The sequence below is a fragment of the Pantoea stewartii genome (assembly GCF_011044475.1).
GTDB classification, from domain to species: Bacteria; Pseudomonadota; Gammaproteobacteria; order Enterobacterales; family Enterobacteriaceae; genus Pantoea; species Pantoea stewartii.
The window spans coordinates 2,643,799-2,656,797 of sequence record NZ_CP049115.1 but is presented as its reverse complement, the minus strand read 5'-3'; the positions used below and the strand labels follow the sequence as shown (position 1 = coordinate 2,656,797).

The following is a 12,999-nucleotide window of genomic DNA, read 5'->3' as shown; positions in this document are numbered from 1 at the left end:
CGCCATAACTGCGCTTTTGATAACCGGAGAGGGGCCATGACCATTATGAAAGCCTTAGTCATCGCAGAACCGCGTTCGCTGGTCTGGGCTACACGCCCTCAACCCCGGCCTGCCGCGACTGAAGCGCTGCTTAAAATCGTCAGCGCAGGCATTTGCGGCACCGACATTCATGCCTGGGCAGGAAACCAACCCTTTTTTAGCTATCCGCGAGTCCTCGGCCATGAACTCTGTGCGGAGGTGGTGGAGACAGGGGCTGCCGTTCACGATTTAGCCGCAGGACAGCGGGTGGCACTGATTCCCTATCTCTCCTGTTTTGAATGCGATGCCTGCCGCAGCGGTAAAACCAACTGCTGCGAAAACATTTCGGTGATGGGTGTCCATCAGGATGGCGGCTTTAGCGACTATCTTTGCGTACCGGCAGCTAACCTGCTGGTGGTGGACGATCTTGCGCCAGAAGCCGCAGCGCTCATTGAGCCTTTCGCCATCAGCGCCCACGCGGTGCGGCGAGCGGCGGTGGCGCAGGGCGAGCAGGTGCTGGTCGTGGGGGCGGGGCCGATCGGCCTGGGGGCTGCCGCCATTGCCGCTGCTAACGGCGCGCAGGTGGTGGTCGCGGATACCAGTGATTACCGCCGTCAGCACGTCAGCCAGCAGTTGGGCCTCTGTGCGCTCAATCCGGCTGATGCGGCGTTTATAACCTCACTGCGAAACGAATTTGATGGCAGGCTGCCGTTGAAGGTGCTTGATGCCACAGGCAATCCTGCGGCGATGAACGCGGCCGTGAGCCTGATTCGCCATGGCGGAACAGTCGTGTATGTCGGTCTGCATAAAGGGGATTTGGTGATTCCTGACAGTGAGTTTCACAAGAAGGAGAGCACGATCATGGGTAGCCGTAACGCCACCCGTGAGGATTTTGATCGGGTGCGTGAACTCATGGCGGCCGGGACGTTACGTGCCGATATGATGCTCAACCGGCGTTTCGCGTTTTCGACACTGGCAGAACACTTTGAGGCGCAGGTCATCAACAATCGTGCGTTAATTAAGGGCGTTATCGATTTTGATCGCTGAAGCCGGAGACAACGGGGTGCGCTGTCTCCGCACGCGCTACGCCGTTCCGGAGAGCGACTGGAAAAAGTGGCGACGCACGGCGTCGGCATCCACGCCCAATGCGATGCGTTGTCGGGGCAAATCGCGAAAAGGGTTGTGACGGGAAGCCAGCGTGCTGATCTGGCGCACCGTCTGACCACAGGCGATGCCTTCGGTAATCACCCGCAGTGGGCTTTCCACCAGCGTAAATGCCTCGGGCAAGCACAGCCAGGATATCGTCAGCGTGTCATGCAACGCCATTCCCGCAAATCCTTCCTTCTCAAGACTGTACGCCAGATAAGGGCGGCAGATCGCCCGCAGGATCGGCTGTTGCAGTTGATGCACCTCATCGCTATTGATCAACACTTTATGGGTAACATCCAGCGGGATCAGCATAACCGGCAAGGCCGAGGACAGGACCTGATCCGCAGCATGAGGATCCTTCCAGATATTAAATTCACTGAACGGTGTCACATTCCCGCTGTGGCCATCGGTACCAAAGGCGCCGCCCATGATGACCAGTTCTTTGACCAGCGGGATAATATCCGGTGCCTGATTGATGGCGCTGGCGATATTGGTAAGGGGACCGATTGCCACCAGCGTAATGACGCCGGGATTAGCACGAACGCTGTCGATAATAAACTGCACGGCACCGGGCGCGTCGTCGCTAAACGGATTATCAAACGCATCCCCTAAACCGTCTTCACCATGCAGCCTGGCTGGTGCGCTCGGTTCCCGTGCCAGCGGACGGGCGCAGCCGCGGTACACCGGCACGTCAATCGCCATTTTCTGGCAAAAGAGCCGCGCATTTTTCACCGCCTGGCCCACGGCAACGTTGCCGAATACCGTGGTAATGCCCAGCAGATGTTGCGTCCGCGCGGCATAGGCCAGCGCAAAGGCATCATCCACGCCGATATCAGTATCAAAAATGACAGTGCGCAAAGGATTCTCCAGAAAGCGTGAGCGCCTCACCCGGGGCGACAATCGTTGTGTGGGCGCGGCAAGCGTAAAAGCCGTCATTTATTTAAGCGGAAAACGGAAAAAGGGGAAACCTGAATTCTCCCCCTTTTAAGGCTACCCGCGTCGGGTTTTTGACACAGCATGTCAGCCGCACATCACGGGCGCGCGTTCACATGGTCTGAGTTGCCAGTCAGAAAAAGGCATCGTATGATTGCCTGCGCAAGGTGATGGCGTTCCACCTTCCCCAACCGCCAGCAGGTTTCCCCTGCGGCTGATGACGCCTGACACTATCCTTTATCCTTTCGTGGGAGCGGGAGCGTCAGGTGCCGGTATTTGCTGACCCTCCACCGTCTTCTGCACAATGCCTGTTAACGGGAGTATAAGATGTTAAAACCGCTATTCGCTGTGATTGTGGGCGGCAGCGTAGGTTGTGTACTGCGTTGGTGGTTCGGTATGCGTTTCAATGCGTTTTTCCCCAATCTTCCACCGGGTACGTTGCTGGTGAATCTGATTGGCGGCTTTGTGATCGGGGGGGCCATGGCCTGGTTTATTAAAAATCCCCAGCTCGATCCCGCCTGGCGGTTACTGATCATTACAGGCTTATGTGGCGGGCTCACCACGTTTTCCACGTTTACCGCAGAATTAATGACCCTGTTGCAGTCCGGAAAATATCTCTGGGCGATGAGCAGCGCGCTGGTGCATGTCATTGGCTCGTTGCTGATGAGTTTTGCCGGTTTCGCGCTGATTAACCTGTTGGGTTAACGCCGCCGCGAAACCGGATGCCATCAGTCCTGCAGACACTGAGCGATGAAGCTGGCGGCGTGCAGGGCGCCCTCGGCTGAAATCGTGTGGCCAGTCTGTGGCTCAATCAATGCCTCGACCGGAACCGCCGCGGCTTTCAGGCGGGCCGCGGCTGACTCACTTTCGCTGACGGGGATCACCGCATCAGCCCGGCCATGGATCAGCAGGGCTGGCGTATGCGCGAGTGGTGTCAGTGGGCCGTCAAAGGCCAGTCGGCCGGAAAATGCCACCACGCCCGCCAGAGGATAACGGCCAGAGGCCAGTAGATCTAGCGCCATGATCGAGCCCTGAGAAAAGCCCACCAGGATGACCTTCTCCCAGCATTCTGCCATATCATGCTGCGCCATCAGGTCACGCAGAACGCGGTCAAACGCCTCACGAGCTTCGCGAACCCGCCCTGGACGGTTTTCCGGCGTAATGCCCGCCAGACTGAACCACTGATAGCCCATGCCCTGTTCAAAAGCATAAGGCGCATCCGGTGAGGCAAAGACCACATCGGGTAACAAGGTTGCCCAATAATCGCCGACAGGTGCCAGATCGTCGCCGTTACTGCCTACGCCGTGCAGAAAAAACACCAATGCTTTTGCCATGCCGGTTCCTGTAAAAGTTGTGTTGTCTGACAGGTATTTGAACAGTTACACCGGTTAACGTCAAAATCAAACTGACCGCCGGGAAGGCCGCATGTCGTTCAGGAAAAGGCAAACATTACGTGCCGTCTCCCTTTCCCTGTAACGTAAAACCTGCTTGACTGAAACGTCACCGCTTGCCGTCTGGAGTTATGCATGTCGTTGTTTACCCTGAGCACGTTATCCGACATTCCCGCCGCTGAATGGGATGCGCTGCTGCCTGATGATCAGCCTTTTTTGCGCCATGCCTTTTTGCTGAGCCTTGAAGACAGCGGCAGCGTCAGGCCGGCACGGGGCTGGCAGCCAGCCCATCTGGTCTGGCGTGAGCAGGGTGAACTCTGCGCCGCGCTACCCGGCTACCAAAAAAGCCATTCACAGGGTGAATACGTGTTCGATCACGCCTGGGCCGATGCCTGTCAGCGAGCCGGTATCGCTTACTATCCGAAATGGCTCGGTGCCATTCCCTTCAGCCCGGTAACGGGCGCGCGCGTGCTGGGCAAATCCGATGCCGCTATCCGTCTGCTGTCGAGGCTGCCAGACTGGCTGGAGCGCCAGACGTTGAGTGGCGCGCATATCAATTTCACCGACTCTCACGCTAACGCGCTGCTGGCGGAACAACCCGACTGGCTGGCGCGGCTGGGCTGCCAGTATCACTGGCACAATCGCGGCTATCGCGACTTCCAGGACTTTCTGGATACGTTGATGTCACGCAAGCGCAAACAGCTGCGCAAGGAACGGGAGCAGGTCGCCCTGAACGGCTTTGAATTTGACTGGTATCGCGGCGATCAACTGCGTGAAGATCAATGGGATTTTGTGTACACCTGCTATGCCAACACGTACGCGGTGCGTGGTCAGCGTCCTTATCTGACGCGTGCCTTTTTTAGCTTACTGGCCGCGCGTCTGCCGGAAAACATTCGCGTCGTCATTGCCCGTTTGCAGCAGCAGCCCGCAGCGATGGCTTTTTACCTTAAAGACGGGGAAAGCCTGTATGGCCGCTACTGGGGCTGCCTGGCGGAATTTAACCAGCTTCACTTCGAAACCTGTTTTTATCAGGGGATGGATTTCGCCATCGCCGAAGGCCTGCAACGCTTCGATGCGGGCGCGCAGGGCGAACACAAGCTGGTGCGTGGTTTCGAACCGCAGATTACCCACTCCTGGCACTACCTGTGTCATCCCGGCCTGCGCGCCGCCGTTGACGATTTTTTGCAGCAGGAGCGGCAGGGCGTTCACCTGTGGGCCGAGGAAGCCCGGGACGCCTTGCCCTACCGACGCGGCGACTAGTCCGCCCCGACAAACCCGCCGGTCTGGTGTTGCCAGAGCCGGGCATACAGGCCATTTTGTGCCAGCAGTTCCTGGTGGCTACCGATTTCGACAATCTGGCCGTGTTCCAGCACCACCAGCCGGTCCATTTTTGCAATGGTGGACAGACGGTGAGCGATGGCAATCACCGTTTTACCCTGCATCAGCGACTCCAGGCTTTCCTGAATCGCCGCTTCCACCTCTGAATCAAGGGCGGAAGTGGCTTCATCCATGATCAGAACCGGCGCGTCTTTCAGCAACACGCGCGCAATGGCTATACGCTGACGCTGCCCGCCAGATAGTTTTACGCCGCGCTCACCGACATGCGCATCCAGCCCCGTCCGGCCCTGTGAATCCGACAGCTGCGGGATAAATTCGTCGGCGCGGGCGCGACGGATAGCCAGTTGCAGTTCTTCCTCGCTGGCATGGGGCCGGCCATAGAGCAGATTTTCGCGGATAGAGCGGTGCAGCAGCGAGGTATCCTGGGTGATCATTCCAATCTGGCTGCGCAGGCTTTCCTGCGTCACCTCGGCAATACACTGACCGTCAATCAGGATGCGCCCGCCGTTCAGGTCGTAAAGACGCAACAGCAGATTGACCAGCGTCGATTTTCCGGCACCGGAAGGTCCAATCAGGCCAATCTTTTCCCCCGGTTTAATGGTCAGGTTCAGGCCATTAATCACCTGCCGCTCGCCACCATAGTTAAAACGGATGTTGTCGAAGCGAATCTCCCCCTGCGTCACTCTGAGCTGTTTCGCCTGGGGCGCATCCTGCACGCTAAGCGGTTGGGAAATGGTGTTCAGTCCGTCCTGCACCATGCCGATATTTTCAAAAATGCCGTTCACCACCCACATCACCCAACCGGACATATTAACCAGACGGATAACCAGGCCGGTCGCCAGGGCAATGGCACCGACGCTAATCAGCGATGCGCTCCACAGCCACAGCGCCAGGCCGGACGTGGCGACAATCAGAACGCCGTTCAGCGTCGACAGCGTCAAATCCATGCTGGTTACCATGCGGTTAGCCTGCTGCGTTTTGTCTGTCTGCTCCTGAATCGCCTCACGTGCGTACTGCCGCTCCAGGTCGCTATGGGCGAACAGCTTGATGGTAGCGATATTGGTGTAACCATCCACAATCGTGCCCATGAGTTTCGAGCGCGCTTCTGAGGACACCACGGAACGGGCCTTTACGCGCGGCACAAAATAGCGCAGCGCCGCGCTGTAAAGCACAATCCAGATAATGAGCGGAATCATCAAACGCCAGTCCGCTTCGGCGAACAGCACCAGCGCCGTCGCGGCGTAGATCAGCACATGCCAGATGGCATCGACCAACTGCACCGCAGAATCGCGGAGCGAGTTGCCGGTTTGCAAAATGCGCTGCGCAATCCGGCCCGCAAAATCGTTCTGGAAAAAATTCATGCTCTGACGCAGAACGTAGTTGTGGTGCTGCCAGCGAATCATGCTGGTCATGCCGGGATTAATGCTCTGGTGAACCAGCATATCGTGCAGCGCAATAAACACCGGCCGCAGTATCAGGGCGACGCAGCCCATCCAGAGTAAGGTTGGCCAGTTATCGTGGAACAGCGTAGCCGGGGTGGAATGGTTAACCAGATCAATGATGCGGCTCAGATAACTGAACAGCGCCACCTCAATGAGCGCGCCCACCAGCCCCACCACCAGCAGTGCGGCGAAGCTCGGCCACACCTGGCGCAGGTAGTAAAAATAAAAAGGCCAGACCCGTGAGGGCGGCATATCGGTGGGGGCATCCTGAAAAATATTGATAAAACGTTCGAAACGACGATACAACATACAGTTACTCTTTCCGTTCGATAAGAATTACAGCTTAGTGCATGTGTACGCCCGATTAAAAAAAGGATTCTCTATGGATATCACTCTGCGCGGCCGTGAACCGCATGATGCAGCGGCTTACCAACGGCTTTACGGCCATCCGGCGGTGTTCCCCTGGACGCTGCAATTGCCGTTTCCCAGCGTCGCCACCTGGGAAAAGAAATTCGCAAAAATGGATGCCGAGGGCTTCATCAATTTTGTTGCCGAAGTAGACGGCGAAATGGTTGGTGAGCTGACCTTGTTTACAAATCATAATCCGCGTACGCGTCACTGCATCAGCTTCGGCATCGGTGTCAATCCGGCGTTCTCAGGGCGCGGCATTGGCGAGCTGTTGATCCGCACGGCAATGGATTATGCACGTAACTGGCTGGGCATCTCCCGCATGGAGCTTGAGGTGTTTCATGACAACCATCGGGCGCTGGCGCTGTATGAAAGGCTGGGTTTTGAGCGCGAAGGGGTGCGTCGTCAGGCATCCTTACGTGAAGGTAAACTTCATGATGTGGTGATGATGGCCAAACTGCTCAACGTGGCGTAACGACCGCGCATTGCCCGTTTTTGCGCGCGGCGTTAAGGTCAAAAGTCGCGCAACATGTTTAAACGTTGTTCTGTGCCACAGTTCGCACAAAATGCCCTGCATAAAACCCATCGCCTGCCGATATGACGGTATCACCCACTGATGCTCTGGAGGGCGATTGTGATAAAACTAATAACGATCGACGAACTGAAAACGGGCATGTTCGTCCACAAACTTGAGGTCTGGTGGTTTAAAGACAAACGTATTCGTAATCAGATGCTGATCACCGATCCGCAGCAGGTTGCGATGTTCCGGCGTGAAGGTATTCAGCGGTTATGGATTGATGAAGAGAAATCGATTTCATCACCACCTCCTGAGCCAGTCCATACCGCACCCTGCCAGCAGGCTCCCTTTACGCAGGAACGTGAACAGGCACAGCAGCTGTTTGAACAAGGCAAAATCAAGGTCCTGGCGCTGTTTAACGAAGCGCGAATGGGTTGCGGCCTCGATCTGAGCAGTATGATTGATATTGTGGATAAAATAGCCGGTTCGATTGAGCGCGAGCCCAGCGCACTTCTGCGCGTGGCACAACTGAAAGATCACGATAATTACACCTACCTGCACTCCATGGCGGTCTGCGGCTTGATGATCGCCTTGGGTAAAAAGCTCGGCCTGGATGCGCATCAACTTCAGCGCGTTGGCATGGGAGGGTTGTTACATGACATTGGCAAAGCGGCCGTACCGCTCAGTATCCTGAATAAACCGGATAAGCTGAGCGACGACGAGTTTGCCATCATGTGCGAGCATCCGATAGCGGGTGCACAGATGCTGATGGAAGCGAACGCAGGGGATGACCTGGTCGATATTGCCCTGCATCATCATGAAAAATATGACGGCAGCGGTTATCCCTACCGCCATAAAGGCCATGAGATTAGTGTCTATTCCCGTATGGCCACCATTTGTGATGTGTACGATGCCCTGACCTCAACGCGTCCTTACCGCGAGGGCTGGACACCCGCACAGGCTTTACAGTCGATGCTGGCCTGGCGCGGGCATTTTGACACAACGCTGCTGCATGCGTTCGTTACGACAATCGGTCTGTATCCGGTGGGGTCGCTGGTGCGGCTGGCATCGGGACGTATTGCACTGGTGGTCAAGGCGGGCGAACAATCGCTTCAGAAGCCGCGCGTACATGTTTTCTGGTCGTTGCACGCTAAGCGCCCCGTCAGACCAGAAGTGGTCGATCTGGGGGACAGTTTTTGCACGGACAGCATTGTCTGCTCGGAGAGTCTCGCGGCCTGGCCAACGATCGACCTCAACCGGGTCTGGTTGCTGGACGTTGCCTGAGCCAACGTCGCCATTTTTATACCTTTTTTACAGCGTGCCAGTGCTTTTTAACCCTTTCTTTATGTGACTCAGCGCAAGCTATTCAGCAAATCCAAACCTCTGGAGGTTGCTGTGAGTGCAGGCGTGATAACCGGCATTGTGCTGGTCGTGTTGTTGCTGGGCTATTTAGTGTATGCCCTGTTGAATGCGGAGGCCTTCTGATGGCGGCCAATGCATTTTTACTGATCGCGGTGTATCTGCTGGTGCTGATGGTGTTGGCACAGCCGCTGGGACGTGGTCTGGCAGCGCTGGTGGCGGACAAACCCCTTTTTACCCGTGCCGAAGCGCTGTTTTGGCGCGTCGCCGGGGTACAGCAAGGCGATATGCGCTGGCCGCAATACCTGCTGGCCATTGTGCTGTTCAACCTGTTCGGCCTGATCCTTCTGCTGGCTGTACTGCTGCTTCAGGACAAGCTCCCGCTCAATCCACAACATTTTCCGGCCTTGAGCTGGGATCTGGCGCTTAACACCGCGATTAGCTTCGTCACTAACACCAACTGGCAAGCTTATTCAGGCGAAAGCACCCTGAGCTATTTCAGCCAGATGGTGGGCCTGACCGTGCAGAACTTTTTCTCTGCCGCGACCGGTATCGCTGTCGCCTTTGCCCTGATTCGGGGCTTTGCGAATCGCTCGATTGCAACCCTGGGTAACGCCTGGCGCGATCTGACGCGCGTGACGCTTTACGTGTTATTGCCCGTCAGTCTGCTGATGGCGCTGTTTTTTGTCAGCCAGGGCAGCATTCAGAACGTCCTGCCTTATCAGACGATTACCGGCCTGGATGGGGCGCAGCAAACGCTGGCAATGGGCCCGGTGGCCTCGCAGGAAGCCATCAAAATGCTGGGCACCAACGGCGGCGGCTTTTTTAACGCGAACTCTGCTCACCCGTTTGAAAACCCCACCGCGTTGACCAACTTCGTGCAGATGCTCAGTATCTTCCTGATACCGGCCGCGCTGTGCTTTGCCTTTGGCGAATGTGTGAAAGACCGTCGTCAGGGCAACATGCTGCTGTGGTCAATGACGCTGATGTTTGTTGTGGCGGCGGCCTTCGTGATGTGGGCTGAAGTGAACGGGAATCCGCACTTCCTGACACTGGGCGCGGACAGTGCCATCAATATGGAAGGAAAAGAAACGCGCTTTGGCATTCTCAATTCCAGCCTGTTTGCGGTTATCACGACCGCCGCGTCCTGTGGTGCGGTGAATGCGATGCATGACTCGTTCACGGCCCTGGGCGGTATGGTACCTATGCTGCTGATGCAACTGGGCGAAGTGATCTTCGGCGGTGTCGGTGCGGGCCTGTATGGGATGTTGCTGTTCGTGTTGCTGGCGGTGTTTATCGCCGGACTGATGATTGGCCGTACTCCCGAGTTTCTCGGCAAGAAAATCGAAGTCTGGGAAATGAAAATGACCGCCCTCGCCATTCTGGTGACGCCCGCTCTGGTGCTGATCGGTACAGCCATCGCCATGATGACCGATGCTGGCCGGGCCGGTATGGCTAACCCAGGCACCCACGGCTTCAGTGAAGTGTTATACGCCGTATCGTCGGCCGCCAACAACAACGGCAGTGCCTTTGCCGGTCTGAGCGCGAACACGCCGTTCTGGAACGTTTTGCTGGCCATCTGCATGTTCCTGGGGCGCTTTGGCATCATCCTGCCGGTAATGGCGATTGCCGGTTCTATGGCCGGTAAAAAAATTCAGCCGGTCGGTAACGGGACGCTGCCAACGCATGGTCCGCTGTTTATCGCGTTGTTGGTGGGCACCGTCCTGCTGGTGGGCGCACTGACCTTTATCCCCGCTCTGGCTCTGGGTCCGGTAGCCGAGCATCTGCAACTTATTCAGGGACATTAATCATGAGTCGTCAACAACAGGTGTTTGACGCAGCGCTCTTGCGCACTTCAGCAATCGATGCCGTGAAAAAACTCGACCCACGCGTTCAGTTTCGTAATCCGGTGATGTTTGTCGTCTACCTGGGCAGTCTCCTGACCACGGTACTGGCGGTGCTGATGTCTACTGGCTATCAGACCGGCAGCGCCAGTTTTACCGGCGCGGTGTCTGTCTGGCTGTGGTTTACCGTGCTGTTTGCGAACATGGCAGAAGCGCTGGCCGAAGGGCGCAGTAAAGCCCAGGCGAACAGCCTGAAAGGCGTCAAAAAAACCAGCTTTGCGAAAAAACTGTCGGCTGCGCATTACGGAGCAAAATGGCAGCAGATTGCGGCCGATGAGCTGCGCAAAGGGGATGCGGTATTAGTGGAAGCGGGTGACGTTATCCCGTGCGATGGTGAGGTGGTCGAAGGGGGCGCATCGGTTGATGAAAGTGCCATCACCGGGGAATCCGCACCGGTGATTCGTGAATCGGGCGGTGACTTTGCCTCGGTAACCGGCGGGACGCGTATTCTGTCCGACTGGCTGGTCATCACCTGTAGTGCAAACCCCGGCGAAACCTTCCTGGATCGCATGATCGCGATGGTGGAAGGCGCACAGCGCCGTAAAACGCCCAATGAAATCGCCCTGACGATTCTGCTGGTGTCCCTGACGATTGTGTTTCTGTTAGCTACCGTCACGCTGTGGCCGTTCTCCGCCTGGGGCGGTACGCCGGTGACCATCACCGTGCTGGTTGCGTTACTGGTGTGCCTGATCCCTACCACGATTGGTGGTTTACTCTCCGCCATCGGCGTCGCGGGGATGAGCCGAATGCTGGGGGCAAACGTGATTGCCACCAGCGGTCGTGCTGTCGAAGCGGCCGGGGATGTGGACGTGCTGATGCTGGACAAAACCGGCACCATCACACTGGGTAACCGCCAGGCGACCCAGTTTTTACCGGCCCCCGGCGTCACAGAAGAACAGCTTGCCGATGCCGCCCAGTTGGCCTCGCTGGCGGATGAAACGCCGGAAGGTCGCAGTATCGTGGTCCTGGCGAAGCAAAAATTTAATCTGCGTGAGCGGGACCTGAGCAGCATGGGAGCCAGTTTTATTCCCTTCTCAGCCCAGACGCGCATGAGCGGTGTGAACGTGCAGAACCGCCTGATTCGTAAAGGGGCGGTCGATGCGGTGCGCCGTCATATTGAAGCCAGTCACGGTGCGTTCCCGGCAGAAGTAAACGCCCGGGTGGAAGAGGTTGCCCGTGCGGGCGGCACCCCGCTGGTGGTCGCTGAAGGCCCGAAAGTGCTGGGCGTGGTCGCGCTGAAAGATATCGTCAAGGGCGGGATCAAAGAGCGCTTTGCCGAACTGCGCAAAATGGGCATTAAAACCGTGATGATTACCGGTGATAACCCGCTGACCGCCGCCGCGATTGCAGCCGAAGCGGGCGTGGATGACTTTTTGTCGGAAGCGACACCCGAAGCCAAACTGGCGCTGATCCGTCAGTATCAGGCCGAAGGCCGCCTGGTGGCGATGACCGGTGACGGCACCAACGATGCGCCTGCGCTGGCGCAGGCCGATGTCGCGGTCGCGATGAACTCGGGGACGCAGGCCGCAAAAGAGGCAGGCAACATGGTCGATCTGGATTCCAACCCGACCAAGCTGCTGGAAGTGGTCCATATCGGTAAACAGATGTTGATGACGCGCGGATCGTTAACCACGTTCAGTATCGCCAACGACGTAGCCAAATACTTCGCCATTATTCCGGCGGCGTTTGCGGCTACGTATCCTCAGCTCAATATGCTCAACGTGATGGAGCTGCACTCACCGTCCTCCGCGATTCTGTCGGCAGTGATTTTTAATGCCCTGGTAATCGTCTTCCTGATTCCGCTGGCCTTAAAAGGCGTGAGCTACCGGCCATTAAGCGCCGCATCACTGCTGCGCCGTAATTTGCTGATTTATGGATTAGGTGGACTGCTGGTGCCGTTTATCGGTATCAAAGCGATCGATATGTTGCTTGTGCTGTTTGGTATGGCCTGAGGAGAATAAAATGAGTCAGTTACGTCCGGCAATTTTTCTGCTGCTGCTGCTAACGGTTGTATGTGGCGTAGTTTATCCTTTGCTCACGACCGGGTTGGCGCAGTGGCTGTTTCCCTGGCAGGCTAACGGATCGCTGTTAAAGGTAGAAGGTGAAGAACGGGGCTCTGCACTGATTGGGCAGGCTTTTAGCCAGCCTAGCGAGTTTTGGGGCCGTCCTTCTGCCACCGGCGACAAACCGTATAATCCCCTGGCATCCAGTGGCAGTAACCTGGCCGCGAGTAATCCGGCACTCGACAAAGCGGTGGCTGAACGCGTTGCCGCGTTACATGCAGCCAATCCGCAGGCCAATGGGCCGGTGCCGGTGGATCTGGTGACCAGTTCAGCCAGTGGGCTTGATCCAGAGATTTCGCCACAGGCAGCGCTGTGGCAGGCACCGCGCGTGGCGGCGGCCCGTCAGTTGCCGCTGGCGAAAGTGGATGCGCTGGTGGACAGCCTGACCCAACGTCCGCTGCTCCCATTTATCGGCGAACCCACGGTGAATGTGCTGCAACTCAATCTGGCGCTGAACGATCTTAAATAAGTAAAAGG

The 12,999-nt window shown here is 57.1% G+C and carries 12 protein-coding genes and 1 riboswitch; of the genes, 9 read left to right on the top strand and 3 right to left on the bottom strand.

Annotated features, from left to right (window positions below):
- Nucleotides 1-36: 36 nt before the first annotated feature.
- Nucleotides 37-1,065 carry a zinc-binding alcohol dehydrogenase family protein gene (locus G5574_RS12690; protein ID WP_164482713.1) on the top strand — a complete coding sequence of 343 codons (1,029 nt, stop codon included), beginning with the start codon at nucleotides 37-39 and terminating at the stop codon, nucleotides 1,063-1,065.
- Nucleotides 1,066-1,101: 36 nt separating this feature from the next.
- Here G5574_RS12690 and G5574_RS12685 read toward each other — a convergent pair whose 3' ends face one another.
- Nucleotides 1,102-2,025 carry a nucleoside hydrolase gene (locus G5574_RS12685; protein ID WP_058708215.1) on the bottom strand — a complete coding sequence of 308 codons (924 nt, stop codon included), beginning with the start codon at nucleotides 2,023-2,025 and terminating at the stop codon, nucleotides 1,102-1,104.
- Between the two features lie 232 nt (nucleotides 2,026-2,257).
- Nucleotides 2,258-2,334: riboswitch (Fluoride riboswitch) on the top strand.
- 93 nt (nucleotides 2,335-2,427) lie between these two features.
- Between G5574_RS12685 and crcB the strand changes: the two genes are divergently transcribed.
- Nucleotides 2,428-2,805 (top strand): fluoride efflux transporter CrcB, encoded by a 378-nt coding sequence (crcB, locus tag G5574_RS12680; protein WP_006121140.1) that lies wholly within the window; start codon nucleotides 2,428-2,430, stop codon nucleotides 2,803-2,805.
- 23 nt (nucleotides 2,806-2,828) lie between these two features.
- Here crcB and G5574_RS12675 read toward each other — a convergent pair whose 3' ends face one another.
- Nucleotides 2,829-3,434 carry an alpha/beta hydrolase gene (locus G5574_RS12675; RefSeq protein WP_164482712.1) on the bottom strand — a complete coding sequence of 202 codons (606 nt, stop codon included), beginning with the start codon at nucleotides 3,432-3,434 and terminating at the stop codon, nucleotides 2,829-2,831.
- Nucleotides 3,435-3,626: 192 nt separating this feature from the next.
- On the opposite strand from G5574_RS12675, the gene G5574_RS12670 reads away from it, so the two are divergent.
- The gene (locus G5574_RS12670) at nucleotides 3,627-4,751 is read left to right on the top strand and encodes a GNAT family N-acetyltransferase (RefSeq protein WP_058708213.1); all 1,125 of its coding nucleotides are present in this window, start codon (nucleotides 3,627-3,629) and stop codon (nucleotides 4,749-4,751) included.
- On the opposite strand, the gene G5574_RS12665 is transcribed toward G5574_RS12670, so the two are convergent.
- Nucleotides 4,748-6,580: an ABC transporter ATP-binding protein gene (locus tag G5574_RS12665; protein ID WP_164482711.1), complete on the bottom strand. Its 1,833-nt coding sequence runs from the start codon at nucleotides 6,578-6,580 to the stop codon at nucleotides 4,748-4,750. The two genes, G5574_RS12670 and G5574_RS12665, sit on opposite strands and share 4 nt — an antisense overlap.
- Before the next feature lie 73 nt (nucleotides 6,581-6,653).
- Between G5574_RS12665 and G5574_RS12660 the strand changes: the two genes are divergently transcribed.
- From G5574_RS12660 to kdpC, 6 genes are all read left to right on the top strand, one after another.
- Nucleotides 6,654-7,154, top strand: a complete 501-nt coding sequence (locus G5574_RS12660) for a GNAT family N-acetyltransferase (protein WP_164482710.1) — start codon at nucleotides 6,654-6,656, stop codon at nucleotides 7,152-7,154.
- A gap of 159 nt (nucleotides 7,155-7,313) precedes the next feature.
- Nucleotides 7,314-8,480 carry an HD-GYP domain-containing protein gene (locus G5574_RS12655; protein WP_039342807.1) on the top strand — a complete coding sequence of 389 codons (1,167 nt, stop codon included), beginning with the start codon at nucleotides 7,314-7,316 and terminating at the stop codon, nucleotides 8,478-8,480.
- A 111-nt stretch (nucleotides 8,481-8,591) separates the two neighbouring features.
- On the top strand, nucleotides 8,592-8,681 hold the full coding sequence (gene kdpF / locus G5574_RS12650) for a K(+)-transporting ATPase subunit F (RefSeq protein WP_033738296.1): 90 nt from the start codon (nucleotides 8,592-8,594) through the stop codon (nucleotides 8,679-8,681).
- A complete protein-coding gene (kdpA, locus tag G5574_RS12645) occupies nucleotides 8,681-10,363 on the top strand; it encodes a potassium-transporting ATPase subunit KdpA (RefSeq protein WP_164482709.1) in 1,683 nt (560 codons plus the stop codon). Before kdpF ends, kdpA begins: the two co-directional genes overlap by 1 nt.
- Nucleotides 10,364-10,365: 2 nt before the next feature.
- A complete protein-coding gene (gene kdpB / locus G5574_RS12640) occupies nucleotides 10,366-12,411 on the top strand; it encodes a potassium-transporting ATPase subunit KdpB (RefSeq protein WP_054632913.1) in 2,046 nt (681 codons plus the stop codon).
- Between the two features lie 10 nt (nucleotides 12,412-12,421).
- Complete coding sequence (kdpC, locus tag G5574_RS12635) at nucleotides 12,422-12,991, top strand: potassium-transporting ATPase subunit KdpC (RefSeq protein ID WP_164482708.1); 570 nt, start codon at nucleotides 12,422-12,424, stop codon at nucleotides 12,989-12,991.
- Nucleotides 12,992-12,999 lie beyond the last annotated feature (8 nt).

Coding starts and splice junctions, on each gene's coding strand:
- G5574_RS12690 (WP_164482713.1), top strand. CDS start 37: ATGACCATTATGAAAGCCTTAGTCATCGCAGAACCGCGTTCGCTGGTC.
- crcB (WP_006121140.1), top strand. CDS start 2,428: ATGTTAAAACCGCTATTCGCTGTGATTGTGGGCGGCAGCGTAGGTTGT.
- G5574_RS12675 (WP_164482712.1), bottom strand. CDS start 3,434: ATGGCAAAAGCATTGGTGTTTTTTCTGCACGGCGTAGGCAGTAACGGC.
- G5574_RS12670 (WP_058708213.1), top strand. CDS start 3,627: ATGTCGTTGTTTACCCTGAGCACGTTATCCGACATTCCCGCCGCTGAA.
- G5574_RS12665 (WP_164482711.1), bottom strand. CDS start 6,580: ATGTTGTATCGTCGTTTCGAACGTTTTATCAATATTTTTCAGGATGCC.
- G5574_RS12660 (WP_164482710.1), top strand. CDS start 6,654: ATGGATATCACTCTGCGCGGCCGTGAACCGCATGATGCAGCGGCTTAC.
- kdpA (WP_164482709.1), top strand. CDS start 8,681: ATGGCGGCCAATGCATTTTTACTGATCGCGGTGTATCTGCTGGTGCTG.
- kdpB (WP_054632913.1), top strand. CDS start 10,366: ATGAGTCGTCAACAACAGGTGTTTGACGCAGCGCTCTTGCGCACTTCA.
- kdpC (WP_164482708.1), top strand. CDS start 12,422: ATGAGTCAGTTACGTCCGGCAATTTTTCTGCTGCTGCTGCTAACGGTT.